General features: G+C 62.0%; 28 protein-coding genes. 19 read left to right on the forward strand and 9 right to left on the reverse strand.

What is annotated here, in order from left to right; genetic code table 11:
* Positions 1–8 precede the first annotated feature (8 nt).
* Positions 9–923: a MerR family transcriptional regulator gene (locus FLQ03_RS06210; RefSeq protein WP_144372507.1), complete on the forward strand. Its 915-nt coding sequence runs from the start codon at positions 9–11 to the stop codon at positions 921–923.
* Positions 924–1,001: 78 nt separating this feature from the next.
* Here the strand turns inward: FLQ03_RS06210 and FLQ03_RS06215 are convergent, their stop codons facing one another.
* On the reverse strand, positions 1,002–1,478 hold the full coding sequence (locus FLQ03_RS06215) for a DUF1841 family protein (protein WP_144372508.1): 477 nt from the start codon (positions 1,476–1,478) through the stop codon (positions 1,002–1,004).
* 53 nt (positions 1,479–1,531) lie between these two features.
* On the opposite strand from FLQ03_RS06215, the gene FLQ03_RS06220 reads away from it, so the two are divergent.
* Both FLQ03_RS06220 and FLQ03_RS06225 read left to right on the forward strand, forming a co-directional pair.
* Positions 1,532–2,017, forward strand: coding sequence for a glutathione peroxidase (locus FLQ03_RS06220; protein WP_144372509.1), 486 nt, complete (start codon positions 1,532–1,534; stop codon positions 2,015–2,017).
* Positions 2,018–2,136: 119 nt separating this feature from the next.
* Positions 2,137–2,877 carry a substrate-binding periplasmic protein gene (locus FLQ03_RS06225; RefSeq protein ID WP_170252324.1) on the forward strand — a complete coding sequence of 247 codons (741 nt, stop codon included), beginning with the start codon at positions 2,137–2,139 and terminating at the stop codon, positions 2,875–2,877.
* A 76-nt stretch (positions 2,878–2,953) separates the two neighbouring features.
* Here the strand turns inward: FLQ03_RS06225 and trmB are convergent, their stop codons facing one another.
* Together trmB and FLQ03_RS06235 are read right to left on the reverse strand one after the other, a co-directional pair.
* Entirely contained in the window at positions 2,954–3,634 is a 681-nt protein-coding gene (trmB, locus tag FLQ03_RS06230; protein ID WP_144372511.1) for a tRNA (guanosine(46)-N7)-methyltransferase TrmB, read from the reverse strand.
* 71 nt (positions 3,635–3,705) lie between these two features.
* Entirely contained in the window at positions 3,706–4,578 is an 873-nt protein-coding gene (locus FLQ03_RS06235; protein WP_144372512.1) for an SDR family oxidoreductase, read from the reverse strand.
* Between the two features lie 33 nt (positions 4,579–4,611).
* Here FLQ03_RS06235 and FLQ03_RS06240 point away from each other — a divergent pair, with 33 nt between their 5' ends.
* The 3 genes from FLQ03_RS06240 to FLQ03_RS06250 all read left to right on the forward strand — a co-directional run bounded on the left by FLQ03_RS06240 (position 4,612) and on the right by FLQ03_RS06250 (position 7,070).
* A complete protein-coding gene (locus FLQ03_RS06240) occupies positions 4,612–5,643 on the forward strand; it encodes a CDP-6-deoxy-delta-3,4-glucoseen reductase (RefSeq protein ID WP_144372513.1) in 1,032 nt (343 codons plus the stop codon).
* 134 nt (positions 5,644–5,777) lie between these two features.
* The gene (locus FLQ03_RS06245) at positions 5,778–5,999 is read left to right on the forward strand and encodes a hypothetical protein (protein ID WP_144372514.1); all 222 of its coding nucleotides are present in this window, start codon (positions 5,778–5,780) and stop codon (positions 5,997–5,999) included.
* Between the two features lie 15 nt (positions 6,000–6,014).
* Positions 6,015–7,070: an HD-GYP domain-containing protein gene (locus FLQ03_RS06250; protein ID WP_144372515.1), complete on the forward strand. Its 1,056-nt coding sequence runs from the start codon at positions 6,015–6,017 to the stop codon at positions 7,068–7,070.
* Here FLQ03_RS06250 and FLQ03_RS06255 read toward each other — a convergent pair.
* Together FLQ03_RS06255 and FLQ03_RS06260 are read right to left on the reverse strand one after the other, a co-directional pair.
* Positions 7,065–7,283, reverse strand: a complete 219-nt coding sequence (locus tag FLQ03_RS06255; RefSeq protein ID WP_144372516.1) for a TIGR02450 family Trp-rich protein — start codon at positions 7,281–7,283, stop codon at positions 7,065–7,067. The genes FLQ03_RS06250 and FLQ03_RS06255 overlap by 6 nt on opposite strands.
* Positions 7,284–7,387: 104 nt before the next feature.
* A complete protein-coding gene (locus FLQ03_RS06260; protein ID WP_144372517.1) occupies positions 7,388–8,182 on the reverse strand; it encodes an inositol monophosphatase family protein in 795 nt (264 codons plus the stop codon).
* 141 nt (positions 8,183–8,323) lie between these two features.
* Between FLQ03_RS06260 and FLQ03_RS06265 the strand changes: the two genes are divergently transcribed.
* From FLQ03_RS06265 to FLQ03_RS06275, 3 genes are read left to right on the forward strand one after another with little or no spacing between them, the layout of a single operon-like run.
* Complete coding sequence (locus FLQ03_RS06265) at positions 8,324–9,094, forward strand: RNA methyltransferase (protein WP_144372518.1); 771 nt, start codon at positions 8,324–8,326, stop codon at positions 9,092–9,094.
* 4 nt (positions 9,095–9,098) lie between these two features.
* Positions 9,099–9,998, forward strand: a complete 900-nt coding sequence (locus FLQ03_RS06270; RefSeq protein ID WP_240802212.1) for a DUF1853 family protein — start codon at positions 9,099–9,101, stop codon at positions 9,996–9,998.
* Positions 9,995–10,450, forward strand: coding sequence for a flavodoxin family protein (locus FLQ03_RS06275; RefSeq protein WP_144372519.1), 456 nt, complete (start codon positions 9,995–9,997; stop codon positions 10,448–10,450). The genes FLQ03_RS06270 and FLQ03_RS06275 overlap by 4 nt, the downstream gene beginning before the upstream one ends.
* 55 nt (positions 10,451–10,505) lie before the next feature.
* Here the strand turns inward: FLQ03_RS06275 and fnr are convergent, their stop codons facing one another.
* Complete coding sequence (gene fnr / locus FLQ03_RS06280; RefSeq protein ID WP_144372520.1) at positions 10,506–11,246, reverse strand: fumarate/nitrate reduction transcriptional regulator Fnr; 741 nt, start codon at positions 11,244–11,246, stop codon at positions 10,506–10,508.
* Between the two features lie 109 nt (positions 11,247–11,355).
* Here fnr and hemN point away from each other — a divergent pair, with 109 nt between their 5' ends.
* Complete coding sequence (hemN, locus tag FLQ03_RS06285; protein WP_144372521.1) at positions 11,356–12,762, forward strand: oxygen-independent coproporphyrinogen III oxidase; 1,407 nt, start codon at positions 11,356–11,358, stop codon at positions 12,760–12,762.
* Positions 12,763–12,845: 83 nt separating this feature from the next.
* Here the strand turns inward: hemN and bamC are convergent, their stop codons facing one another.
* Positions 12,846–13,952, reverse strand: a complete 1,107-nt coding sequence (bamC, locus tag FLQ03_RS06290; RefSeq protein WP_144372522.1) for an outer membrane protein assembly factor BamC — start codon at positions 13,950–13,952, stop codon at positions 12,846–12,848.
* Positions 13,953–13,967: 15 nt separating this feature from the next.
* The gene (gene dapA / locus FLQ03_RS06295) at positions 13,968–14,843 is read right to left on the reverse strand and encodes a 4-hydroxy-tetrahydrodipicolinate synthase (RefSeq protein ID WP_144372523.1); all 876 of its coding nucleotides are present in this window, start codon (positions 14,841–14,843) and stop codon (positions 13,968–13,970) included.
* A 170-nt stretch (positions 14,844–15,013) separates the two neighbouring features.
* Between dapA and FLQ03_RS06300 the strand changes: the two genes are divergently transcribed.
* Both FLQ03_RS06300 and fabG read left to right on the forward strand, forming a co-directional pair.
* Positions 15,014–16,645, forward strand: coding sequence for an ABC-F family ATPase (locus FLQ03_RS06300; RefSeq protein ID WP_144372524.1), 1,632 nt, complete (start codon positions 15,014–15,016; stop codon positions 16,643–16,645).
* Between the two features lie 318 nt (positions 16,646–16,963).
* Positions 16,964–17,704 (forward strand): 3-oxoacyl-ACP reductase FabG, encoded by a 741-nt coding sequence (gene fabG, locus FLQ03_RS06305; protein WP_144372525.1) that lies wholly within the window; start codon positions 16,964–16,966, stop codon positions 17,702–17,704.
* A gap of 92 nt (positions 17,705–17,796) precedes the next feature.
* Here fabG and cysB read toward each other — a convergent pair whose 3' ends face one another.
* Complete coding sequence (cysB, locus tag FLQ03_RS06310) at positions 17,797–18,735, reverse strand: HTH-type transcriptional regulator CysB (protein ID WP_144372526.1); 939 nt, start codon at positions 18,733–18,735, stop codon at positions 17,797–17,799.
* 111 nt (positions 18,736–18,846) lie between these two features.
* Here cysB and FLQ03_RS06315 point away from each other — a divergent pair, with 111 nt between their 5' ends.
* From FLQ03_RS06315 to lspA, 7 genes are all read left to right on the forward strand, one after another.
* Complete coding sequence (locus FLQ03_RS06315; RefSeq protein WP_144372527.1) at positions 18,847–19,551, forward strand: phosphoadenylyl-sulfate reductase; 705 nt, start codon at positions 18,847–18,849, stop codon at positions 19,549–19,551.
* Positions 19,552–19,603: 52 nt separating this feature from the next.
* Complete coding sequence (locus FLQ03_RS06320; RefSeq protein ID WP_144372528.1) at positions 19,604–21,259, forward strand: nitrite/sulfite reductase; 1,656 nt, start codon at positions 19,604–19,606, stop codon at positions 21,257–21,259.
* Positions 21,243–21,743, forward strand: coding sequence for a DUF934 domain-containing protein (locus tag FLQ03_RS06325; protein ID WP_144372529.1), 501 nt, complete (start codon positions 21,243–21,245; stop codon positions 21,741–21,743). Before FLQ03_RS06320 ends, FLQ03_RS06325 begins: the two co-directional genes overlap by 17 nt.
* 234 nt (positions 21,744–21,977) lie before the next feature.
* Complete coding sequence (locus FLQ03_RS06330) at positions 21,978–22,640, forward strand: OmpA family protein (protein ID WP_144372530.1); 663 nt, start codon at positions 21,978–21,980, stop codon at positions 22,638–22,640.
* A 120-nt stretch (positions 22,641–22,760) separates the two neighbouring features.
* The gene (locus FLQ03_RS06335; RefSeq protein WP_144372531.1) at positions 22,761–23,696 is read left to right on the forward strand and encodes a bifunctional riboflavin kinase/FAD synthetase; all 936 of its coding nucleotides are present in this window, start codon (positions 22,761–22,763) and stop codon (positions 23,694–23,696) included.
* A complete protein-coding gene (gene ileS, locus FLQ03_RS06340; RefSeq protein WP_144372532.1) occupies positions 23,693–26,473 on the forward strand; it encodes an isoleucine--tRNA ligase in 2,781 nt (926 codons plus the stop codon). The genes FLQ03_RS06335 and ileS overlap by 4 nt, the downstream gene beginning before the upstream one ends.
* A gap of 10 nt (positions 26,474–26,483) precedes the next feature.
* The gene (gene lspA / locus FLQ03_RS06345; protein WP_144372589.1) at positions 26,484–26,990 is read left to right on the forward strand and encodes a signal peptidase II; all 507 of its coding nucleotides are present in this window, start codon (positions 26,484–26,486) and stop codon (positions 26,988–26,990) included.
* Positions 26,991–26,997: the final 7 nt, after the last annotated feature.

Genomic DNA, 26,997 nt, shown 5'->3' on the forward strand with positions numbered 1-26,997 from the left:
TACAAATCATGAACGAACTGCCCGAAAACGCCGCCAATGGCCTGCCGATTGCCGCTGTGGAACGCGAAACCGGCATCCCCAAAGACCTGCTGCGCATGTGGGAGCGCCGCTACGGCTTTCCGCAGCCGGCGCGCGACGCCGCCGGCGACCGCCTGTATTCACAGGCAGACTTGGCGCGGCTGAAGCTGATCCGCCGTCTGCTGGACATGGGCTTTCGCCCCGGCAAGCTTATGGCGATGAGCGACGCCCAGCTGCAGGCGCTGTCTACCGAGCACACGCCGCAGCGTGAACCGACCGATTTGTGTCAGGGGCTGGTGGCGGCGCTGCACAGCCAGGACGCGCAGGCCACCCGTGCCTATTTGCGCCACCGCATGCTGGAGCTGGGCTTGCGCCGCTTTGCCGTGGAATTCCTGCCGGAGGCCAACCAGCTGGTGGGTGAGGCCTGGATACGCGGCGAAGTGCAGGTGGCCGAGGAGCACCTGTATTCCGAGGCGGTCAGCCGCGTGATGCGCGAAACGCTGTCTGCCATCCCCGGCGGTGCCATGACGCCGCGCGTGATGCTGACCACGCCGCCGGGCGAAATGCACATACTGGGGCTGCTGATGGCCGAGTCGGTCTTGCGCCTGGCCGGCTGCGAAGCCATCGCGTTCGGCGCGCAGATGCCGTTGCAGGACATTGCCTTTGCCGCCGACAAGCACCGTGTGGACATCGTGGTGCTATCGTTCTCGGCGTCGTACGAAGACAACCCGCACGCGGTGATCGAACAGTTGGCCGCCAGCCTGCCGCCGCAGGTGGAGTTGTGGGTCGGCGGCGGTGGTTGCCGTGGCCTGAAGCAACTGCCGCCGCAGGTACGCCATTTGCAGCAGCTGGCCCAGCTGGACGATATGGTCAACCGCTGGCGCCAGCAGCGCGCCACGGTATGAGGTTTGCAAAAGCGGGATGACTCGACCATAAAAAAGGGACCGGTGTAGCGGCCCCTTTTTTTATCGATTGAACGTTGCTTAGTCGTCCATGTCTTTCAGGTTCAGGCGGCGCTCGTGCTCCGGGTCCAGCCCCAGCTTGCCGCGGATACAGGAAAGGTACACGTTGACGTCCGGCCCGCCGCCGTAGCGCTGGGCTTGCCAGATCATTTCGCCCAGGCAGTCGATCACCTCGTGCTGGGCGTCGTGCTCGTTACCGGTTTTGGCCAGCAGTTGCTGGTACAGCGCACGAATGCCGAACGGCTGGTCGATGGACAGTTGTTCTTCCACCGCCAGGTGCATGCTCATGTGCATGAAGGGGTTGGTTTCGCCTTGCTCCGGCAGCCACTCGCGCTCGCCGTACTGCTCGGGGCGGTCGAGGATGGCATGGTATTCGGGATGGGCCGCGATCACGCTGGCCAGCAGTTTTTCCAGGTCGCTCAGCGCAACGCCGGCCTGCTGTTTTTTCCAGGTATCGAAGAAGAAGCGGCGGGCGTCCTGCCGGCTGGGTGCAAACATGATTGTTGACTGATTTGTTCGGGAAATCAGCATTATACGGAGACACTGCCACCATGACCACGCTCGCCAGCTTTGCGGCCAACCTGGCAGACGGCCGCCTGCAGCCTCTGGACCAGTATCTGGGCCAGGTGGTACTGATCGTCAATACCGCCAGCGAATGCGGCTATACCCGCCAGTACGCCGGCCTGCAGCAGCTGCAGGCCGAGCTGGCCGGGCAGGGCTTCACCGTATTGGCCTTCCCCTGCAACCAGTTTGGCGGCCAGGAGCCGGGTAGCGCGGACGACATCGTGACCTTTTGCCAGACACGCTTTGGCGTGGACTTCCCGCTATTTGCCAAGGGCGACGTCAACGGCCCCGGCGCCAGCCTGCTGTGGCAGTGGTTGACCGGGGTGGAAAGCGGCCACCCGCACCCGGTGAAGTGGAACTTCACCAAGTTCTTGATCGATCGCAAAGGCCGGCTAGTGAAGCGCTACGAGCCGGCGGCCGAGCCACACGAGCTGCTGCCGGATATCCAGGCCTTGCTGGGGTCGCGTGGCTGAGGGATTAAGTAAGTACCTATTTCCGCGAGGTATTTTCTTCTGGCATACTCACTTTATCGAAACATGCACCATGCCAGTGCGCAGGCAGCGGTGAGCTGACGGGGTAAAGTGGTATGCGGATGTCTGTCAAACTGCGCTGCTGGCTGGTAATGGCCGGCAGCGGCCTGCTCAGTACCGCCGTCGCACAAAGTACGCCTTTACTGGTGGACGCAGCCGACATCCCACCGTTCAGCTACCAGACCATGACCGGCGATCGCGGCATTGCGCTGGACATCCTGCGCGAGGCCGCTGCCGCCAGCGGTGTCGGCTTGCAGTTCCGCTTTCTGCCCTGGCTGCGCGCACAAGCCGAAACCCGTACCGGCCGCGACCGGCTGATCATTCCGCTGACCCGAACCCCGGAACGCGAGGCACAGTACACCTGGCTCGCCAAACTGTGCGATTACCGCTTTGTGCTGTTCAGCGCCGGCAAGCCGCCGCCGGCTACGCTGGGCGAGGCACGCAAGCTGCGCATTGCCGTGCTGCGCAGCAATCCGGCCGAAGCGCTGCTGCGCCAGCAGGGCTTTACCCGGCTAGAGGCCAACACCTCGGAAGATACCAATGCGCGCATGCTGGCCGCCGGCCGGGTGGACGCTTGGGTAGCGGCCGATATTGCCGCCATGGCCATCTACCGCGAGGCGGGCGGCGACGTCAGCCGCTTGCGCAGCGGCCCGGGCGTGGGGGAACCGATGGCCATTTACCTGGCGGCGTCGCCGGGGTATGCCGATCCGCAAGCCCGCGTGCTCGCCGACGCCATCAACCGGCTGCAGCGCAACGGCGCCACGGCCCGCATCGTGGCCCGCTACCGCAGCACAGTACCGTAGCCGCCCTAAACAAACACCCCGCGTGCAGGGCAGGCGGGGTGCTTTGGCGGTGCTGCACGCAGGCAGTGACGGGTGTTTACTTGCGAGTGAACACGATGTCCCACACGCCGTGGCCCAGGCGGATGCCGCGGGCTTCGAACTTGGTCAGCGGGCGGTAGGCCGGGCGCGGCGCGTAGTCCGCGGCGGTGTTCTGCAGCTTGGCGTTGCCGTTGAACACTTCCAGAATCTGGATGGCGTAGTCTTCCCAGTCGGTAGCGGCGTGCAGGTAGCCGCCCGGCTTCAGTTTCTTCACCAGCTTTTCGATCAGCGGCGCCTGGATCAGGCGGCGCTTGTTGTGGCGTTTCTTGTGCCACGGGTCGGGGAAGAAGATGTGCACGCCGTCCAGGCTGCCGTCTGCCAGCATGTTGTCGATGACTTCCACCGCGTCGTGGCGCAGCAGGCGCAGGTTGGTCAGCTGCTTTTCTTCGATCAGCTTGAATAGGTTGCCCACGCCCGGGCTGTGTACTTCCACGCCTAGGTAGTCGTTTTGCGGCAGGTTGGCCGCAATCTCGGCGGTAGCGCCGCCCATGCCGAAGCCGATCTCCAGGATCTTGGGCGCATCACGGCCAAAAGCCTGGTTCAGGTCCAGCGGTTCGGGGCGGTATTCGATGCCCCATTTCGGCATGCCTTTGTCGATGGCGCGCTGCTGGGACGCGGTAAGGTGGCCCTGGCGCAGCACGAAGCTGCGGATGGCGCGCTTGAAGCCTGGGTTTTCCATGTGCAAACTCAAAAACTGCAAAAAGATCGCGATGTTACCGAAACTTGCGGCGCCGGCATAGCGCCGCAGCGTCAGGCCGGCTTCAGCTCGCGCAACAAGTGGGCGGTGGTCGGGTAGCGCAGGCAGCCCGGCAGCTCGCGCAACAGGCGGGCATTGCTGAGGCGGCGCGAGTCGGCCAGGAACGACCACAGCCCTGGCGACACCTGCTGCTGCACCTGGGCCCGTGGCAGGCGTGGTGCCCGCGGGTAGCCCAGTGTGTCGGCTAGCTGGTCGTACCACTCGCCCACCGGTTGCGGCTGGCTGTCGCAGGCGTTGTAGACGCGCACGCCGTGGCGGCGGCGCAGGGCGGCTACGCACAGGCGCGCCAGGTCGTCGGCGTGGATGTGGTTGCTGTAGCTGTCCTCGTGTGCGTCGATCAGCGGCAGCCCTTGCTGCAGGCGGGTTAGCGGCAGGCGCTCGGCGGCGTAGATGCCGGGGGCGCGCAGGATGGTAAGCGTGGTGCCGTGCGCCACGGCAAAGGCGCGCAGGCAGCGTTCGGCGTCCACGCGGCGGCGGGCGCGGTCTGACGTTGGCCGCAGCGGCGCGGTCTCGTGCAGCCACTTGCCATCGGCATTGCCGTACACGCCGCTGGTGCTGATATAGACGAAACGCTGTGGTAGACTCCCCGTTTTTGCCAGTTGCGACAAGACCTTGCGCATTCTGGGGTCGATCACGCCGCGTTCCGGCGGCGGGGCGGTATACAGCACGGCGTCGGCCAGGCCGGCCAGACGCGACAGGCTGCGTTTGTCGTCCAGATCGGCCAGCAGCGGCAGGGCGCCCAGCGCCCGCAGTGCGGCGGCCTGTTCCGGCCGGCGGATGACGGTAATCACCCGCCACTGGCGGGTAAGCTCGGGAAGGGCGCGCCGGGCGATATCGCCGCTGCCCAGTATCAGCAAGGTAGGCATGCTGGCCATTCTATCGAAGTTTAAGGGAAGAAGATGACGTGTCAGGTAAAGGTGCTGCCGAGCGGCCATGCTTTCGCCGTGGAAGCCCATGAAACCATTCTGGAAGCGGCCCTGCGCCAGTCTGTAGGCCTGCCTTACGGTTGCCGCGACGGTGCCTGTGGCGCCTGCAAGGGCAAAGTGGTCGAGGGCGAGGTAGAGCACGGTGGTGCGCAGGACAAGGCGCTGTCCGCCAGCGAGCGCGCCCAGGGCATGGCGCTGTTCTGCTGTGCCAAACCCAAGGGTGACATCACCATCGAGGCGCGCGAAGTGGCCGGGGTGGGCGACATCCAGATCAAGACGCTGCCGTGCCGCGTGGAAAAAATCGAGAAAATCCACGATGTGGCGGTACTGAAGCTGAAACTGCCGGTGTCGGAACGCCTGCAGTTCAAGGCCGGCCAGTACATCGATATCCTGATGAAGGACGGCAAGAAGCGCAGCTTCTCCATCGCCAACGCGCCGCACGACGATGCGTTCATCGAGCTGCACATCCGCCATCAGCCGGGCGGTTCGTTCTCCGACTACGTGTTCAACACCATGAAGGAGAAGGAAATCATGCGCTTCAAGGGCCCGCTGGGCTCGTTCTTCCTGCGCGAAGATTCCGACAAACCCATCATCATGGTGGCCAGCGGTACCGGCTTTGCCCCGATCAAGGGCATCATCGAGCACGCCATTCACCAGGGCATTACCCGCCCCATCGTGTTCTACTGGGGCGCCCGTACTCCGGCCGACTTGTACATGGCCGAGATGGCCGGCCAGTGGCAGGCACAGCACGCCAACATCACCTTCATCCCGGTGGTGTCCGACGCGCTGCCGGAACACAACTGGCCAGGCCGTACCGGCTTTGTGCACCAGGCGGTGCTGGACGACTTCGCCAGCCTGGCCGGCTACCAGGTCTACGCCTGCGGCGCACCGGTGATGGTGGAAGCCGCCCATAACAGCTTTACCAACGAGCGCGGCTTGCCGGCAGACGAGTTCTTCTCCGACGCCTTCTTCCTGTCCAAAGACATGGGCAGCGCCAGCAAGTAAGTATGTAGTCTTGCGGTTTTCCAGCCCCGGTCGGCCCTGTGCCCACCGGGGCTTTGTCATGGAATCGACATTTCGCTGGGCGACTGTCTAAAAGTTTGCTTTATTGAATAATTGCGAAAAACTGAGCGAATGACATGCATCGCGAGTCGGAGTCATTGCTGACGCTGGAAAGCGTCAATCAGCATTTTCTGGCCAACCTGCAAGCGGCAGAAGGCCAGGTCGCGGTGCAGGCCAGCCAGGACATCCTGGCGGCCAACGGCACCAAATTGCTGGCGCGTGGCGCCCGTCTGGATAGCCGCAGCAGCGAGCTGCTGGCCAACCATCGCCTGCGTCAGCCGCTGGAAACCCAGCTGTAGGTTGATACGTCCAGCTTGCTGGCCCGCCTGCGCGAGGGCATGCAGCAATTGCTGGCCGACGATCCTTTGCTGGCAGCCTGGCTGGAGCAGGGCCAACGCACGCTGCAACGCGAGCTTGCCGTGCTGTCGCTGCCGCCGTTGGCCGCGCAGGCGCTGCAACTGATCGGCAACCGTTTCCCTGACGTCTTTCGCCACAGCCTGCGCGTGGCGGCGCTGGCGTGGAGCCTGGCTCCCTCGCCACGCGATGCCCAGCAGCTATTGCTGGCCGGCCTGCTGCACGATGTGGGCTATCTGTACCTGGACCCTGCCATCTGGCAGCAGGGCGGGCCGTTGTCGGCTGATGCCTGGCGCCAGTTCGATGCCCACCCGCTGATCGGTTACGTCTGGGCCAGCGAGCTGCGCGCCGTGCCGCCGGAGGTGGCCAACCTGATCCTGCAGCACCACGAACGGGTGGACGGCAGCGGCTACCCGCGCCAGTTGCGCGGCGAGGCGGTGGGCCATAATGCCGAGGTACTGGCGCTGGCCGAAATGGCGGCCGGCATTTTCGAGCACGCCCGCCAGCCGGTCGGCCAGCTGCAAGTGGCGCTGAAGTTGCTGCCGGGCCAGTTTTCGGCGGCAGTGCGGGTGCCGGCGCAGCTGCGGGCGGCGCGCCTGCCGCGCGAAAGTGGCTTGTTGCAGCCGGTGGACGCGCTGCAGTCGTCACTGCACCAGCTGTTGTTGCGTTTTGCGCGCGTACACGAGGTGATGCAGCACATCGAGGCGCAGACGATGGGGGAGGCCGGCTGGCAACTGTTCGGCCATCTGGCCATGCGGCTTAACACTATCCAGCGGGCGTTCAACAGCGTGGGGCTGGATATGCTGACCAAGCACGCGCTGGAAGGCGAGGGCAATGAGCCGCTGTGGCAGGAGCTGACGTGGGTGATCAACGAAACCAACTGGTTGTCGCGCCATTTATCGCGCGACCTGACCCGGCAGCGGCTGAAGTTGGCCGCCGCCGAATCCGAACTGTTCGAACCCTTGGTGGTGTTGTTCCTCGGCCTTACCAGCAAGACCGTGCCTGCGGGCCTATAGCCAGCCAGGCTGCCATTCGTCGGTATCGCCGAGCTCGCGCCAGGGTAGTGTGAAGTGGCGGCGCGACAACACGGCTTCCAGCGTGACGCGTAGCGGTTTCTGCGCGTCGTCGGCGTCGTATTCCACCTTCACCACCAGAAAGTGCTTCTCGCGCTCGCGCGGGGTTACGGCAGTCCATTTGCTGCCGTGCAGTTTTTTGTGATTGACCGGCATGGGCATCTCCTTGCTGCTTTCGATAAAACAGTGGCGCAGCGGTTCCCGTAACGACAACGCCCCCGGCTGCAAGCAGCGCGGGGGCGTTAGCGGGGAAGGGCGACTTAGGCGCTCTTCACGTGCGGGGCGATCAGCGGCAGCAGCTGGCCCAGGACTTTCGGCGGCGCGGCCACGATGTCGCCGCTTTCAAACCAAGTTTGCTCGCCGTGCATGTCGGTGACGATACCACCGGCTTCTTGCACGATCAGGCTGCCGGCGGCGATGTCCCACGGCTTCAGGTTGAATTCGAAGAAACCGTCTACGCGACCGCAGGCCACGTTGCACAGGTCCAGCGCGGCGGAGCCTTCGCGACGGGCGCCGGCGGTTTTGCCGATCACGTCTTTCAGGATGGCCAGGTGGGTATCCAGCATGCTCTGGTCAACTACCGGGAAGCCGGTAGCGATCAAGCATTCATTCATGTTGACGCGCTTGGACGCACGGATGCGGCGGTCGTTCAGGAACGCGCCCACGCCACGGCTGGCGGTGAACATGTCGTTACGGTTCGGGTCGTAGACTACGGCTTGCTGGATCTGGCCGCGGTGTGCCAGCGCGATGGAAATGCAGTACTGCGGATGGCCGTGGATGAAGTTGGTGGTGCCATCCAGCGGGTCGATGATCCACTCGTACTCGGAGCTACCCAGACCGCGGCCGCCGGTCTCTTCTGCTAAGATAGCGTGTTTCGGATAAGCATCCAGGATGACCTCAATGATGGCTTGTTCGGCAGCCTTGTCGACCTCGGTCACGAAGTCGTTGTGTTTTTTCTTTTCAACACGCACGGTATCCAGGTTCAGCGATGCACGCTGGATAACGTTGGCTGCACGGCGAGCGGCTTTTACCGCGACATTGAGCATTGGATGCATTGACGGCCTCTAAAATCATGACGACAAGCGCCGCCCTTGCGGGTTGCGCGCTGGTCGTAAACTGTCTGGGTTAAGGAACGAAAAACACCGCGTTGGCCGCAGTGTTTTTGAATAGCCCGCGATTCTACTCAAAATTACCCGATGAATAAACCCCAAGTACCTGATTTTTTAAAGAACATTCGCGTCGTGCTGGCGCGGCCCAATCACCCGGGCAACATCGGCTCGGCGGCGCGGGCGATGAAAACCATGGGCCTCACCCGCCTGTATCTGGTTGAACCGAAAGTGTTTCCCAGCGAAGAGGCCAACGTGTTGGCCTCCGGCGCGGTAGATGTGCTGCAGCACGCTACCGTGGTGCCGACGCTGGTGGAAGCGCTGGCCGACGTTACCGTGGCCTGCGCGCTGACCAGCCGCCGCCGCGAACTCACCACCCCGCTGTCCACCCCGCGCGAGACCGCGCCGGAGCTGATTGCCCGGGCACGCGACGGCGAGCAGGTGGCGCTGGTGTTCGGCAACGAGACCTTCGGCCTGTCGATCGAGGAAGTGGAACTGTGCAACCGCCTGATCACGGTGCCGGGCAACCCCGATTACTTCTCGCTGAACCTGGCGATGGCGGTTCAGGTGATGACCTACGAGCTGTTCAGCCACACCGGCTTCGACGTCAATTACCTGAAGCCGGAAGGCGAGGCCGCCACCATGGCGGAGGTGGAAGGCATGTGCGGCCACCTCGACCAGACCATGGCACAGATCGGCTACTTCGAGCGTCGCAACAGTGAGCGTCTGATGCGCCGCATGCGCGCCCTGTTCAACCGCGCCGGCGTGCTGCGCGAGGAAATCGACATCCTGCGCGGCTTCTTCAAGCAGGTGCAACGTGCCGCCGACGGCAAACCGCTGCGTCGGCCGGAACAGGAGTAACACCGTGTCACCGGCGCTGGCGGCGTGTCTGACCCTGCGCCAGCAGCCGGTGCGCGACCTGGCCTATTTGCTGACCGCGCCACCGCCGTGGCATAGCGGGGCAGCGCTGCCGGCAGGTAGCCTGCTGGGGCCGGCGGGTTGGCCGCAGCTACAGGCACTGGACGCCAACCCGGCGCCGCTGCTGGCCTGGCTGGCGGCGCATCCCACCCGCCGGCTGGGCTTGTACGCCGAGGCGTTGCTGGCGTTCTGGTGCCGGCTGGCGCCGCATATCGAACTGGTGGCGGCCAACCTGCCGGTGCGCGTTGATGGCCGTACCGTCGGCGAGTTCGATTTCCTGCTGCGTATCAACGGCCAACCTTGCCACCTGGAAACCGCCAGCAAGTTCTACCTGCAGTTGGCCGCGCCGCCCCACGCGCTGGTGGGGCCTGGCCTGCGCGACGCCTGGTGGCTGAAATACCGCAAACTGGGCCAGCAGCTGGCGCTATCGCGTCACCCTGCCGCCGTGCTGCCACCGGGGTTTGACGAGGCGCCGGCCTATAGTCTGCTCACCGGCTGGCTGTTCTTTCCCGATCATCCCGCTCCACTCGATGCTGCGCTTTCCGAGGCCGCCTGCCGTGGTTGGTGGCGCCGGCAGGGCGACACCTGGCCCGCGCAGCCCGGTAGCCGCTGGCGGGCCTTGCCGCGGCTGCAATGGCTGGCGCCGGCCCGTTGCGAGGTCGACATGACGCTGGACGAAACGGCCATGCGTGCCAGCCTGGCCGGCAGTGACACGCCGTGGCTGCTGGCCGAGCTGCAAGCGGGCGCCGACGGCGACTGGTACGAGGTGGCGCGCGGCTTCGTGGTGCCCGATAGTTGGCCGCAACCCACGCTGCTGACACCGTTGCTGGCGAGGCTGGGGCCATGAAGACCTTGCTGCTGGTGTGGAGTAGCCAGAGCGGCAATACGCTGGCGCTGGCCGAGGCGGCGGCCAACGCTGCCCGTGCCGAAGACGGCGTGACGGTACGCATGCTGCCGGCGCTGCAGGCCGGCATCGACGACTTGCTGGGCTGCCAGGCGCTATTGCTCGCCACGCCGGAAAACTTTGGCTACATGTCGGGTGCGCTGAAGGATTTTCTCGATCGCACCTATTACCCCGCGCAAGGTCGCACCGAGGGCCTGCCTTGGGCCTTGCTGATCAGTGCCGGTAACGATGGTGGCGGCGCCGAGCGTGCCATCAGCCGTATTGCCACCGGCTACGGCTGGCGTCAGGCACTGCCCACCTTGTGTGTGCGCGGCCAACCCGGCGCTGAGGATCTGGCCGCTGCCGCCGAACTGGGCGCTACCTTGGCCGCAGCGCTGGCCATTGGTGTGTTGTAACACCCAGCAAAACGCCCCGCGCTAGGCGGGGCGTGGTCTTGGCAGACTGGCGGGCTTAGTGCTGGGCTTGCGAGCAGCCTGCCACCAGTTGCTTCAGCTCTTCCGGCTTCAGCAGCTGGATGTGCTTGTGGTCCACGGCTAGCCAGCCTTGCTGCTGGAACTTGGACAGCGTGCGGCTGACGGTTTCCAGCTTCAGGCCCAGGAAGCTGCCGATTTCTTCGCGGCTCATGCGCAGAATGAAGTCGTTGGCGGCAAAGCCGCGCGCCGACAGGCGTTGCGACAGGTTCAGCAGGAAGGCCGCCAGGCGCTCTTCGGCTTTCATATTGCCCAGCAGCAGCATCACCGACTGGTCGCGCACGATCTCGCGGCTCATCAGGCGGAAGAAGTGGTGCTGCAGGCTGGGGATGTCGCGGCCCAGGGTCTCCATGCGGTTGAACGGCAGTTCGCACACTTCGCTGTCTTCCAGCGCGATGGCATCGCAGCCGTGCAGGTTGGACGAGATGCCGTCCAGGCCCATCAGCTCGCCGGACATGTGGAAGCCGGTAACCTGTTCGCGGCCGTCCTGGCTGGAAACACAGGTCTTGAAATAGCCGGTGCGTACCGCATATAGCGAACGGAACCCCTCGCCGGAGCGGAACAGGTATTCGCCGCGTTTCAGGCGGCGGCTTTGACGGATCACGGCGTCCAGTTGCGCCATCTCATCGCGGTTCAAGCCTACCGGCAGGCACAGCTCGCGCAGGCTGCAGTTGGAGCACGACACCTTGAGTGTGTGCAAAGAGTGATTGTGGTCGGTCATAGCGTGGTTTTCGCCAAGCAAGTGGCCTCGCTTGATGCGCGTCAAAGCCAAAAAAGTGTCAATGCCGCAAATTTACCAGCCCACCACCGGTTTTCCAACCAGATTAATTATGACACCCACCATAAATTTCACGCCGACGCAGTGTGTATTCGATAGAGAACTCATCGAAAGGCTGGAAGGCTCCGGCCCGCGCTACACGTCCTACCCGACGGCAGACCGCTTTCACGGCGGTTTCGGTGTTGGCGAATACGAACACTGGCTGGAACAGCGCGCCATCGGTGCCAACCATCGCCCGATCTCGTTGTACGTGCATGTGCCATTCTGCAACACCATCTGCTACTACTGCGGCTGTAACAAGATCATTACCAAAGACAAAAGCCGCGCCGATGCCTACCTGGACTATCTGGAAAAGGAAATCCGCCTGGTGGCGCAGAAGCTGGGTGGTCGCGAGAAGGTTATCCAGCTGCATTTTGGCGGCGGTACGCCTACGTTCTTGTCCGACGCGCAGCTTGACCGGGTAATGGGTATCATCCGCCAGCATTTCGAACTGCTGCCGGAGGGCGAGTTCTCGATCGAGATCGACCCGCGCAAGGTTGGCCGCGACACCGTACTGCACCTGGCGCGGCTGGGCTTCAACCGCATGAGCATCGGTATCCAGGACTTCGACCCGGCTGTACAGCAGGCGGTGAACCGCATCCAGAGTGAAGAGGAAACCCGGGTGGTGATGGACGCGGCGCGCGAAGCGGGTTTCAAGTCCATCAGCGTGGACCTGATCTACGGCCTGCCCAAGCAGACGGCGCACTCGCTGGAAAACACCGTCAGCCGGGTGATTGCGATGTCGCCAGACCGGATTGCGCTGTACAACTACGCGCACTTGCCGTCGGTGTTCATGCCGCAACGCCGCATCAATGAGGACGAGCTGCCGTCGGCCGCCACCAAACTGGACATCCTGCAGAACTCGGTACAGCAACTGGCCGAAGCCGGCTATGTGTTCATCGGCATGGACCATTTTGCCAAGCCGGACGACGAGCTGACCCGTGCGCTGCAGCAAGGCCGGCTGCAGCGTAACTTCCAGGGTTACTCCACGCACGCCGATTGCGACATGATCGGCCTGGGTGTGTCGTCCATCGGCAAGATCGGCCCCTGTTACACGCAGAACGAGAAAGAACTGGACGCCTACTATGCAGCGCTGGATGCCGGCCACCTGCCGGTACTGCGTGGCATGACGCTGACCCAGGATGACATCCTGCGCCGCAGCGTGATCCAGGCGCTGATGTGCCGTTTCTCGCTGTCGGTAGAGGCCATCGAGCAGACCTTCGCCATCAATTTTGCCGACTACTTTGCCGACGAGTTACCGAAGATTCGTGCTTTCCAGCAAGAAGGGCTGTTGACCTTCGATGGCGACTTCCTGATGGTGGCGCCGAAAGGCCGTTTCCTGATCCGCAATATCGCCATGGTGTTCGACCGCCACCTGCGCGAGCGCAGCACCACGGCGCGGTATTCGAAAACCATCTGAGCCAGGGTTGGCCGCATAAGAAAAGCCCGCTGTCTTGCGACAGCGGGCTTTGTTTTGTCAGGCCCGGCAAGCGGGCCGGAAACTTACTTCAGCTCGTTGACCATTTGCTGCAGCAGGGTCTGCAGGCCTTTGTCGGTAGCGGGCTGGTTGTCGGCGGTGCGCACTTCCACGCGTACCTGGCTGTCGCCCACACGGGTCAGCTGTACACGCAGGTTGCTGCTGACCGGGGTGGCCGGTTGCTCTTTGCCTTTCCAGAACGCTAGCTTGGACATGACGCTACTACTGTCTTTCTTGTCAGCGTTGGCTTTCTGGACTTCGTCCGTTGCCGGCTGCACAAAGTAAGCGCCCAGGGTACGGTCGCGGTCGGTAATGGCCAGGCCGTTGTGTTCCAGTGCCAGGCCGACACGGCGCCAAGCGCGGTCGAAACCGTCGTTCAGCACAATGGCACCATTGTCCAGACGAGCGCGTACCTCGGTGGCTGCTTGCGACTGAGCAACCGCTTTGCTGGCGTCAGCTTCATCGACGCCCAGACGGACCAAGAAGCGGCTCAGGAAGACGGCTTCCATTTCCGGATCGGTCGGGCGCGGCTGCCAGCGGGTATCTTCCTTGGCTTCGTTGATGTAAATCTCGTACATGCCCTGGTGGCTGAAGAACACATCGGTGCCGGTTTCGGTTTTCTCGATACGGATGCGGAAGCGGTCCCGTTCAGGTGTGGACATCACGCTACCCAAACCGACGGTTTCCAGCAGGCCGCGTACCACGGTACTGCCCAGCTTGGCACGGTTTTCCGCCCAGTCGGTTTCCATGTAACCGATATCCGGGTTTTCGTTCTGGATAACAAAGCCATTGTCTTGCCAGAAGGCTTTCAGCAGCGGCCATACCTCGGCCGGGCTCTTGCCTGGTACGCTCAGCCAGCGTTGGGTGCCTGCGCGTTCTACCGTGGCACCTTTGGCAACCGTCGTGGTGTTGGTCGCAGCTGGTGCAGTGGCGCCTGGCGTGGTCTTGGTGCTGACCTGCGGAATGGGGTAGCGGTCCTGCTGTGTGGGCGCCGACAGGTCCGGCGGTACTTCCAGCGAGGTCTTGGTTTTGGGCGTATCCGACTTGAACTCGTATTTGAGGTCGGAAGAGCTGCTGGCACAAGCGCTCAGCAGGCCTGCGCACAGCAGGCCGGAAATCAGGGTTTTGTTCATTGCGGGCTTCATGGTTTACAGGACGTTGGCCTGTTTCATGGCGGCTTCCACCGTGGCGATGGCACCCTGGCTCAGCGGGGTCAGCGGCAGGCGCAGGCCGGCCGGCATCAGGCCCAGGCGGTGCAGCGCCCATTTGGCTGGAATCGGGTTTGGCTCGCAGAACAGCTGCTTGTGCAGGCCTTGCAGCTGGTCGTTGATGGCGCGGGCGGCTGCGGTATCACCACCGCGCGCCGCTACACACAGCTGGCTCATCAGCTTGGGCGCCACGTTGGCGGTGACAGAAATCACGCCATGGCCGCCGCACAGCATGAAAGCCATGCCGGTGGCGTCGTCGCCGGAGTACAGTGCAAAGTCTGCCGGTGCGCGCAGCACCAGGTCGCAAGCGCGGCCGATATCGCCGGTGGCGTCTTTCAGGCCAACGATGTTGTCGATCTGGGCCAGGCGCAGCGCGGTGTCGTTGCTCATGTCGGCGACGGTACGGCCCGGCACGTTGTACAGGATCACCGGAATATCCACCGCTTCGGCGATGGTACGGAAGTGCTGGTAGATGCCTTCCTGGGTGGGCTTGTTGTAGTACGGCACCACGGACAGGGTTTGGCTGGCGCCGGCAGATTTGGCCAAGCGTGCCAGTTCGATGGCTTCGGCGGTGGAGTTGGCGCCGGTACCGGCTACCACGGTCACGCGGCCGGCGGCATGCTTGGCCACGGCCTCGACTACTTTGATGTGTTCTTCCACGCCCAGCGTGGCGGATTCGCCGGTTGTGCCCACGGCCACAATGCCGTCGGTACCGTTATCGATGTGGAAATCTACGAGACGTTTGAGCGATTCGAAATCGACCTGGCCGTCCTCGAACATCGGGGTGACCAGAGCAACAAGGCTGCCGGTAAGCATAGCTTCTGCCTATATGAAGTGGATTGAATGGGATGACTGATTGTAGCGGAATTCCGCTATTGCGGCGCAAGCAATGCACGTTGGCCGCAACACGCTGATTGCAAGGGATTTTGTGCTAAAATGCACGGTTTTCCGGTTCACATTCAGAGACTGGCAGAGGAATTATCCGCGTGATTACGACAAGCAACATTACCATGCAGTTCGGCGCCAAGCCGCTTTTCGAGAAAGTTTCGGTCAAATTCGGCGAAGGTAACCGCTATGGCCTGATCGGTGCCAACGGCTCCGGCAAATCCACTTTCATGAAGATCCTGGGCGGCGACCTGGAGCAGAGCAGCGGTGAAGTCGCCATCGAAAGCGGCCTGCGTCTGGGTAAACTGCGTCAGGACCAGTTTGCCTACGAAGACCAGCGCGTTATCGACGTGGTACTGCAAGGTCATATCGAAATGTGGGCAGCGATGAGCGAGCGTGATGCCATCTACGCCAACCCGGAAGCGACCGAAGACGACTACATGCATGCCGCCGAACTGGAGGCCAAGTTTGCCGAGTACGACGGCTACACCGCCGAAGCCCGCGCTGGCGAGCTGCTGATGGGTGTCGGCATTCCGGTCGAGCAGCATTTCGGCCCGATGAGCGAAGTGGCGCCTGGCTGGAAACTGCGCGTGCTGCTGGCCCAGGCACTGTTCTCCAACCCGGACATCCTGCTGCTGGACGAACCGACCAACAACCTGGACATCAACACCATCCGTTGGCTGGAGCACGTGCTGAACGAGCGCAACTCCACCATGATCATCATTTCGCATGACCGACACTTCCTGAACTCGGTGTGCACCCACATGGCCGACCTGGACTACAACACCATCCGCATCTACCCGGGTAACTACGACGATTACATGATCGCGTCCACCCAGGCCCGCGAGCGCCAGCTGGCGTCCAACAGCAAGGCCAAGGAACGTATCCAGGAACTGCAGGAATTCGTGGCCCGCTTCTCGGCCAACAAATCCAAGGCACGTCAGGCCACCAGCCGTCTGAAGCAAGTGGACAAGCTGAAGGCAGACATGGTGGAAGTGAAGCCGTCCAGCCGCCAGAGCCCGTTCATCCGTTTCGAGATGGACGACAAGTTCAAGCTGCACCGTCAGGCAGTGGAAGTGGATGCACTGTGCAAGGCTTACGACAAGAAGGTACTGCTGAAAGACCTGAGCTTCATTCTGGAAGCCGGCGCACGCCTGGCCATCATCGGCCCGAACGGTGCCGGTAAGTCCACGCTGGTGAAACTGCTGGCCGGCGCTTTCGAGGCGTCGCTGGCCGAAGGCATTGCCGCCGATGCCGGCATGATCAAGTGGGCAGAAAAGGCTCAGATCGGCTACTTCGCGCAGGATCACGAAGCCGAGTTCGATTCCGACCGTACGCTGACCGAATGGATGCGCGAGTGGGGCCAGGAAGGCGACGACGAGCAAGTGATTCGCGGTACGCTGGGCCGTCTGCTGTTTGGCAGCAACGACGTGGACAAAGCCGTACGCGTACTGTCCGGTGGCGAGAAAGGCCGCATGCTGTACGGCAAGCTGCTGCTGCAGAAGCCGAACGTGATGATCATGGATGAACCGACTAACCACATGGACATGGAATCCATCGAAGCCCTAAACATGGCGCTGGAAAAGTACAAGGGCACCCTGATCTTTGTTTCGCATGACCGTCAGTTCGTCAGCTCGCTGGCCACCCATATCCTGGAACTGGATGGCAACGGCGGCTACGACTACTACACCGGCAACTACGAAGACTACCTGGCCAGCAAAGGTCTGGAGTAATCATATTGCATCATCTGCACGGCATGTGCAGGGGCAGCAAAAAGGCAGCGTCAGCTGCCTTTTTTTTGCGCTGCGATAAAGGCGCCACAGCTGGCTTGCCGTTTACGGAACTTGGTAGAGCGTTTGCTTTACCGTCCGCGTAGCCATGCGCTATATTGCAGCGCAAGATGGTTGTGCGCTGCAAAACCGGCAGCGACGCGCCACACATAACATGAGAAGACAGACAATAAAAACAGGGACTCGGCCCAAGGAAGGTCGATGGTGGAGGAAGTCCGGTCGACAATCGGGTCGCCTGCAACTGAATGCAAAGGAAGAATTATGCGCTTGAAAGGGAAAGTCTCCATCATTACCGGCGGTGCCAGCGGCATCGGTAAGGCCACTGCCGAGAAATTCATCAAGGAAGGCGCCATCGTTGCCGTGTGCGACATCAATCTGGACGCCGTCAACGCCGTGGTGGAAGAGCTGAAAGCTGCCGGCGGCGAAGCAGTAGGCTACAAGGTTGACGTGACCGACAAGGCCCAGATCGCCGACATGGTTGGCGCGCTGAAAACCCAGTTCGGTCGCATTGACGTGCTGGTTAACAACGCCGGTATCGTGATGGATGCCCAGCTGATCAAGATGACCGAAGACCAGTTCGACAAGGTGATCGACATCAACCTGAAGGGCGTTTACAACTGCACCAAAGCAGTAGTGGACACCATGATCGAGCAAGGCGCCGGCGTGATCCTGAACGCGTCGTCGGTAGTGGGTGTGTACGGCAACTTTGGCCAGACTAACTACGCTGCGTCCAAGTTCGGCGTGATCGGCTTTGTGAAAACCTGGGCCAAGGAACTGGGCAAGAAGGGCATTCGTGCCAACGCGGTATGTCCGGGCTTTGTGGCTACCCCGATCCTGAAATCCATGCCGGAAAAAGTGATCCAGGCCATGGAAGACAAGGTACCGATGAAGCGCATGGCGCAGCCGGAAGAGATCGCCAACGTGTACGCTTGGCTGGCCTCCGACGAAGCCAGCTACATTAACGGTGCTGCCATCGAAGTGACGGGTGGTCTGACGCTGTAAGGTTGGCCGCAAGGCTAGCTGCAAAAAAACCCGCCTGGTGGCGGGTTTTTTCATGGGCGCTTGCCGGTAAGGCGCGCCCGACACGGCGTGCTTTATTCCTCGTCGTCGCCGTGATGCAGTGCGCTGTCGACTTCCTTGCGGTGCAGGTGCGGCGCAAACAGTTCGATGAAGGTGTAAGCGTAGCCGCGCAGGTAAGCATCCTTGCGGATGCCGATCTTGGTGGTGGACGGCTCGAACAGGTGGCTGGCGTCCAGCGCTTGCAAGCCGATATCACGCTCCGGCTCAAACGCCATGCTGGCGATGATGCCGACGCCCAGGCCCAGCTTGACGTAGGTCTTGATGACGTCGGTATCGATGGCGGTCAGCACCACGTTCGGCGCTTTTCCCGCGTCGGTGAAGGCCTGGTTGATGCGCGAGCGCCCGGCAAAGGCAAAATCGTAAGTAATGATCGGGTAGCTGGCGATGTCTTCGAGTGTCAGCGGGCGGCCCAGCGCCAGCAGCGGGTGGCCGGCAGGCGCCACGATGCTGCGGTTCCACTCGTAGCAGGGCAGCATTGCCAGTTCCTTGTACAGCGCAATGCCTTCGGTGGCGATGGCCAGGTCGGCTTCGCCCGATACCACCATGTCGCAGATCTGGGTCGGGCTGCCCTGCTTGATCGACAGGCGTACCTTGGGATAGCGGCGCACGAATTCGGCGATCACGGATGGCAGCGCGTAGCGGGCCTGGGTGTGCGTGGTGGCGATGGTCAGCGCGCCTTCGGCTTCCTTGGAAAACTCGTCGCCGACGCGCTTCAGGTTTTGTGCTTCGCGCAGGATGCGTTCCGAGATGCGCAGCACCTCTTTGCCCGGCTCGGATACGGCGACCACGCGTTTGCCGTTGCGGATGAATACCTGGATGCCCAGCTCGTCCTCCAGCAGACGGATCTGCTTGGAAATGCCGGGTTGGGAGGTGTGCAGTTTTTCGGCGGCTTCCGACACGTTCAGCCCCTGCTTGGCCACTTCCACCAGATAGCGTAATTGCTGCAATTTCATCGCGCGTCCCTTTAAAACCGAAAGTAATTAAATACTAACACAATATTCTTTTCCGATTTAAAGCCTTTGGCTACCATGGCACACTCTGTCCGTATGCCCAGGAGGCACCCGATGAGCCTTGCCGACAAGCTTGCCCAGACCGAAGCCCTGCTGCAGGAAATTGCCCGCACGCACGGCAGCGTGGCCCTGGCTAACAGCTTTGGCGCCGAAGATATGGTGCTGACCCACCTGATTGCCAAACTGTCCCTGCCCATCCGTATCTTCAGCCTCGATACCGGCCGTCTGCCGGTGGAAACCTACGAGCTGATGCAGAAGGTGGGTGAAGCCTACCCGGCCTACCCGATCCGCGTTTACTACCCGGACGCCAGCGCGCTGGAAGCTTACGTCAACGCCAACGGTATCAACGCCTTCTACAACAGTGTCGAGCTGCGCAAGTCCTGTTGTCACATCCGCAAGATCGAGCCGCTCAAGCGGGCACTGTCCGGTCTGGATGCCTGGATTACCGGCTTGCGCCGTCAGCAGTCGCCGACACGGCAAGACCTGGGTGACCGCGAGCACGACGCAGACAACGGCCTGATGAAATACAACCCGCTGATCGAGTGGACCGAAAAAGACATCTGGGCCTTCATTCGCGAGCACAACGTGCCGTACAACGCCCTGCACGACAAGCACGTGCCGTCCATCGGCTGTGCTCCCTGTACCCGCCCCATCGCCATCGGTGAAGACGTTCGCGCCGGCCGCTGGTGGTGGGAAAACCCCGAATCCAAAGAGTGTGGTTTGCACGTAAAAGCCAGCCCGCTCAAGCGCCCGGCCTGACAGGCATACGTTGGCCGCGGTATGCGGCCAACCCCCACCGAGAGAGCTTTGCATGTACAAGTACGATGAAGTCGATTTCCGCCTGGTGCGCGAGCGGGTAGAGCAGTTCCGCAGCCAGACCCAGCGTTATCTGGCCGGCGAGTTGTCGGAAGAAGAATTCCGCCCGCTACGCCTGATGAACGGCCTGTATATCCAGCGTCACGCGCCCATGTTGCGCGTCGCCATTCCCTACGGCCACCTGTCCAGCAGCCAGATGCGCAAGCTGGCCCACATTGCCCGCACGTACGACCGTGGCTACGGCCACTTCACCACGCGCCAGAATATCCAGTTCAACTGGCCGGAACTGGGCCGCGTGCCGGACATCCTGGCCGAGCTGGCCGACGTGGAAATGCATGCCATCCAGACCTCTGGTAATTGTGTGCGCAATACCACCACCGACGCCTTTGCCGGTGTGGCTGCCGACGAGCTGATCGATGGCCGCGCCTACTGCGAGATCATCCGCCAGTGGAGCACGCTGCACCCTGAGTTCGCCTACCTGCCGCGCAAGTTCAAGATCGCCGTGTCCGGTAGCGCCGACGACCGTGCCGCCACCCAGGTGCACGACATCGGCCTGCACGTAGTACGCAACGACGCCGGTGAAGTCGGCTTCCGCGTGTTGGTGGGTGGTGGCCTCGGCCGTACCCCGATTGTCGGCAAAGTGGTGCGCGAGTTCCTGCCGCCGCAGCATCTGCTCACCTACCTGGACGCCGTGCTGCGCGTGTACAACCGCTACGGCCGTCGTGACAACAAGTACAAGGCCCGCATCAAGATCCTGGTACAAGCGATGACCGTGGAAGGCTTTGCTGCCAAGGTGGAAGACGAGTGGCTGCATCTGAAAGACGGCCCGTCCACGCTGACAGACGCCGATGTGGCTTACTATGCCAGCTTCTTTACCGACCCGGCCTATGAAACACTGGCGGCCAACCCTGCCGAGTTCACCGACAAACTGGCCGAACCCGCCTTTGCCCGCTGGGTAGAGCGCAATACCCGCGCTCACAAACGTGCTGGTTACCGCTCGGTGGTGCTGTCGCTGAAGAAAACCGGCGTGCCGCCGGGCGATATCACCGCCGACCAGATGGACGTGGTGGCCGACATGGCCGACCGCTTCGGTTTTGGCGAGATCCGTTCTGCGCACGAGCAGAACCTGATTCTGCCGGACGTCAAGGAAAGCGACCTGTACACCGTGTGGCAACTGGCGAGCGAGCACGGCTTTGCCACGCCGAACATCGGCCTGCTGACCGACATCATCTGCTGTCCCGGCGGTGACTTCTGTGACCTGGCCAACGCACGCTCCATCCCGGTGGCCGAGGCCATCCAACGCAAATTTGACGACCTTGATTACCTGTTCGATCTGGGCGACATCGACTGCAATTTTTCCGGCTGCATGAATGCCTGTGGTCACCATCACATCGGCAATATCGGCATTCTGGGCGTCGATAAGAACGGCCAGGAGTGGTACCAGATCACCCTGGGCGGTAGCCAGGGCAACTACACTGCCATCGGCAAGGTGATCGGCCCGTCGTTCGCGCAGGCGGATGTGCCCGCTGCGTTTGAAAAGATCATGACCCTGTACGTCGAGCAGCGCCAAGAAGGAGAGCGCTTCATCGAAACCGTACGCCGTATCGGCATCGAGCCGTTCAAGGAGCGCGTGTATGCAAAATCTCATTAAAAATCGCGCCGTCGTCAGCGACGATAACTGGCGCCTGGTGCGCGATGCAGAGGAAGCATTTTCTGCTCAGGAAGATGTCATTTTGCCGCTGGCGGTCTATCTTGAAAGCAACCCATCGGCGCGCAGCGGCCGCACTGCGGTGTGGCTGGCACCGGATCAGGACCCCGCTGCACTGGGCGACAAGTTGTCAACGCTGACGCTGATCGCTGTAGAGTTTCCGGGTTTTGCAGATGGCCGCGGCTACAGCATCGCCCGCCTGTTACGCGAGCGGCTGGGCTTTGAAGGCGAGCTGCGGGCCGTTGGCGATGTGCTGCGCGATCAGCTGTCGTACATGGCACAAGTCGGTTTTGATGCCTTTGCCGTACGTGCCGATCGTGATGCGGCGCAGGCGCTGGCCGGCCTGGATGACTTCAGCGAGCAGTATCAGGCCACCGTGTTGCAACCTGTTCCTTTATTGAAACGACGTGTTGCATCTGTTGTTTGATCGCAACTTTGCCTTATAGGTTTCGATAAAATATGGCTGAAAGGTGTTGTGTTTTTGTGTGAACTTTGCGCGCTTGGCGTTGACATACGGCAAGCGGCTTACCTATAGTCACGGAAAATGATCTACCGATTGTTGCCATAATTTTCGTCATACGTTCTGTAGTGCTGCGTTAAGCGGGCTGTCACAGTCTGTTTAAATCATGGCTGAACGCGTTTCAACAAAGAGGAAGTAAGAATGAAAAAATCGATCAAGCTGAGCGCTCTGCTGGCTACCCTGATGCTGACCAGCACCGCTTTTGCCGCTAACCAGGGCTACACCCAGGCTGACGGCTCCCCGGTTGTGAAAAACGCCTACGGCGAATGCTGGAAACTGCCGACCACTTACGACAAGGCTCGTGATGGCCTGGTCGAGTGTGGTGACCGTGAACCGGCCAAGCCGGTAGTTGTTGCACCGGCGCCGAAACCGGCTCCGGTAGTGGTAGCACCGAAAGTGCAAACCGTTATCAAGACCGTTAGCCTGTCCGCTGAAGGCCTGTTCGGTTTCAATAGCGCCCAGATCGTTGCTGGCAACCAGCAACTGGAAGCACTGGTTTCCAGCCTGAAAGCCGATAAACTGCTGAAGTCGGTTTCTGTTGAAGGCCATACCGACTACCTGGGTTCCGAGAAGTACAACCAGGCCCTGTCCGAAAAACGTGCTAACGCCGTTAAAGACTACTTCGTTGCTGCCGGCATTCCGGCCGACAAAGTGACTGCTGTTGGCAAAGGCGAATCCGAAGCCAAACTGACCGCAGAATGCACCGCCAAGAAATTCAAGAAGCGTGCTGACCTGATCGCTTGCCTGGCTGGCGACCGTCGCTTCGACGTGAACGTGGAAACCGCCAAGGAAGTTCAGCAGTAATCTGCTGCATCTTCTGCAAAAGCCCCGGTTTTGCCGGGGCTTTTTTGTTTTTCCCGATGGCTGGCAATGTTGGGGTAGGGTGGTTAAAATCGGATGTTTTGATCGATCATCGAGCCGCCCATGCGTGCGTTTTTGGGGAACCCCCGCCGCTTTGCCTTGCCGCCGTGTGCGCTAACCATCGGTAATTTTGACGGAGTCCATCTCGGGCACCAGCGCATGCTGGCCCGCCTGCGGGAAGAAGCGGCTGCGCGCGGCCTGCCCAGCGCGTTACTGACTTTTGAACCGCATCCACGCGAGTTCTTTGCCCGCGGTACCCCGCCAGCCCGGTTGTCCGTGCTGCGCGACAAATTGTTGTTTCTGGCCGAGCGCGAGCAGGTGGACTACGTGTTCATCTACCGCTTTAACCATGCGTTTTCGCGTATGGCAGCCGGCCAGTTTATCGACCAGGTACTGCTGCAGGAGCTGCAAACCCGCTACCTGCTGATCGGCGATGATTTCCAGTTTGGCGCAGACCGCAAAGGCGATTTTGCCCTGCTGCAGCAGCATGCCGGCTTTGTGACCGAGGCCATGCCATCGGTACTGGTGGCTGGCGAGCGTGCTTCCAGCACGCTGGTGCGCGACAGGTTGGCCGCAGGTGACCTAGACAGCGCCACCCGTTTGCTGGGGCGGCCTTACCAGATCAGTGGCAAGGTGATGCACGGGCAGAAGCTGGGCCGTACCATCGGCTTTCCCACCGCCAATGTGCATCTGCCGCATCGCCGGCCGGCACTGGAAGGCATCTTCGTGGTCGAAGTGGACACCCCGCACGGGCGCCTGGGTGGCGTCGCCAGTCTTGGCCGCAACCCGACCGTGACCGATACCCAGAATTACAAGCTGGAAGTGCACCTGTTCGATTTCCATGGCGACCTTTACGGCCAGCGGATCTCGGTGCACTTCCTGAAAAAGCTGCGCGATGAAGCGCGCTATGATGATCTGAACGAGCTGGTAGCGCAGATTGAACGCGACGCTGCCAGCGCCAGAACCTATTTGACCAGTTTGCAACGAGATCAGGCATGAGCATCGACTACCGTAAAACCGTCAACCTGCTGGACACCCCGTTTCCCATGCGCGGTGACCTGGCCAAACGCGAACCCGCCTGGCTGAAGCGCTGGGCCGAGCAGCAGCGTTACCAGAAGCTGCGCAAGTTGGCCGCCGGCCGCCCCAAATTCATCCTGCACGACGGCCCGCCGTACGCCAACGGTGATATCCACATCGGTCACGCGGTGAACAAGGTGCTGAAGGACATCATTGTCCGCTCCAAGACGCTGTCCGGTTTCGATGCCCCGTACGTACCGGGCTGGGACTGCCACGGTCTGCCTATCGAACTGATGGTGGAAAAGCTGCATGGCAAGGACATTCCGGCGGCCAAATTCCGCGAGCTGTGCCGCGAGTACGCGCACGAGCAGATCGCCCGCCAGAAGAAAGACTTCATCCGTCTGGGCGTGCTGGGCGACTGGGACAACCCGTACCTGACGATGGACTTCAAGACTGAAGCCGACATCGTGCGCACCCTGGGCAAAATCTTCGAGAACGGTTACCTGATCAAGGGCGAAAAGCCGGTGCACTGGTGCATCGAGTGTGGCTCCGCGCTGGCCGAAGCCGAAGTGGAATACGAAGACAAGACCTCGCCGGCCATCGACGTGGGCTTCCGCGTGGTCGATGCCGACAAGCTGGCGTCAGCCTTTGGTGCGGCCAACGTTGACGGCGCCATGGCGGTAATCTGGACCACCACGCCGTGGACGCTGCCGGCCAACCAGGCGATTTCGGTTAGCGCCAAGCTGGCCTACCAGCTGGTGGACAGCGCCAAGGGCAAGCTGATCCTGGCCAAAGACCTAGTGGAAGCCACCATGAAGCGCTACGGCGTGGATAGCTGGACCGTGCTGGGCGAAACCAGTGGCCAGCAGCTGGAGCTGATCCGCTTTGCGCACCCGTTCTACGCCCGCGAAGTACCGGTGATCTGCGGCGATCACGTTACCACCGACGCCGGTACCGGCCTGGTGCATACCGCCCCGGCCTACGGTCTGGAAGATTTCCAGGTCGGCCAGGCTTACGGTATTCCGGTAGACAACCCGGTAGCCGACAACGGTCGCTACAAGACCGGCACCGAGCTGTTTGCCGGCCTCACCATCTGGGAAGCCAACCCCAAAGTCATCGAGACGCTGACCGAGCGTAGCGCGCTGGTGCACGTGGACAAGCTGCTGCACAGCTACCCGCACTGCTGGCGTCACAAAACCCCGATCATCTTCCGCGCCACGCCGCAGTGGTTCATCGGCATGGACAAAGCCGGCAACGACGGCCAGGTACTGCGCCAGCGTGCCAAGCAGGCGGTAGACAGCACCGAGTTCTTCCCGGCCTGGGGCCGCGCCCGCCTGGAAGCCATGATCGGCAACCGCCCGGACTGGTGCGTGTCGCGCCAGCGTAACTGGGGCGTGCCGATGACCTTCTTCATCCACAAGGAAAGCGGCGAGCTGCACCCGCGTTCGGCCGAGCTGCTGGAACAAGTGGCGCTGCGCATCGAGAAGCAGGGCATCGAAGCCTGGTTCAGCCTGGACGCCGCCGAGCTGCTGGGCGACGACGCGGCCAACTACCGCAAGCTCACCGACACGCTGGACGTGTGGTTTGACTCCGGCTCCACTCACTTTGCCGTGCTCAAGCAGCGCGCCGAGCTGGCATGGCCGGCCGACCTGTACCTGGAAGGCTCCGACCAGCACCGCGGCTGGTTCCAGTCCTCGCTGCTTACCGGTTGCGCCACCATCGGCCGCGCACCGTACCAGCAGCTGCTGACCCACGGCTTCGTGGTGGACGGCAAGGGCCTGAAGATGTCGAAGTCCAAGGGCAACGTGGTGGCACCGCAGAAGGTGAACGACAGCCTGGGCGCCGACATCCTGCGCCTGTGGGTAGCGTCGACCGATTACTCCGGCGAGCTGGCGATCTCCGACGAGATCCTGAAGCGCGTGACCGAAAGCTACCGCCGCCTGCGCAACACGCTGCGCTTCCTGCTGGCGAACCTGTCGGATTTCGACCCGATGGAACACGCCGTGCCGTACGAGCGCCTGAGCGAGATCGATCGCTACGCGCTGATGATGGCCAAGGAAATGCAGGAGAAAATCACCGGCGAACTGTACCCGCGCTACGCTTTCCACCACGCGGTGCAGGAAATCGTCACCTACTGCTCGGAAGATCTGGGGGCGTTCTACCTCGACATCCTGAAGGATCGCCTGTACACCACCCAAGCCGACAGCGCCGCCCGTCGCAGCGCGCAGACCGCGCTGTACCACATTACCCGCAGCCTGCTGTTGCTGCTGTCGCCGATCCTGTGCTTCACCGCCGACGAGGCGTGGGAAGTGCTGCTGGGCAGCGAAGAAGAAACGCCGCTGTTCCATGTATGGCACGAGTTCCCGAACCCCACTGCCGGTGCCGAAGCTGCGCTGGTGGCCAAATGGCAGGCCATCCGCGAGTTCCGCGCCCAGGTGAACAAGGAAATCGAAGCGCTGCGTAGCGCCGATCAGCTGGGCTCTTCGCTGCAGGCCGAGCTGGATGTGACCGCCGCCGGCGAGCTGTTCCAGCATCTGGCCAGCTTGGGCGACGACCTGAAGTTCGTGCTGATGGTGTCCCGCGTCGGCGTTAGCGAAGGCGACGCCACTGCCATCTCCGTGACCCCGTCGGCGCACGAGAAGTGTGACCGCTGCTGGCACTACCGTGCCGACGTCGGCACCCACGCCGGCCACGGCCACGTGTGTGGCCGCTGCGTCGACAACATCGACGGTAGCGGCGAGGCGCGCCTGCATGCTTGAGCAAGGCAAGATGGCCGGGGTGGCTACCCCGGCTGCTGAACAGCAAGCCAGCGTGGCTAAGTGGTTCGTGCTGGCGGTAGCCATCATCGTGCTGGACCAGCTGACCAAGGTGTACTTCAACGGCAGCTACCAGTACGGCGAACAGCGCGAAGTGATTCCGGCCGTGCTGAACTTCACCCTGTTGTACAACCCAGGGGCGGCGTTCAGCTTTCTGGCGGATGCCGGCGGCTGGCAGAAGTTCTTTTTCACCGGCTTGGCGTTTGCGGTATCGGGCTGGCTGGGCTGGCAGATCGTACAGCGCAAGTTCAGCACGCTGATGAACTGGGCTGCCGCCTTCATCATCGGCGGCGCGCTGGGCAATGTGATCGACCGGCTGATCCACGGCCATGTCATCGATTTCATCCAGGTGCACTGGCAGCAAAGCTGGTACTACCCGGCGTTCAATATTGCCGACAGCTTCATCTGCGTCGGTGCCGCGCTGATGGTGCTGGACAGCTTCCGCCAGCCGCGCAGTTAAACGGGCA

The sequence above is a fragment of the Vogesella urethralis genome, assembly GCF_007644045.2.
Lineage (GTDB): Bacteria > Pseudomonadota > Gammaproteobacteria > Burkholderiales > Chromobacteriaceae > Vogesella > Vogesella urethralis.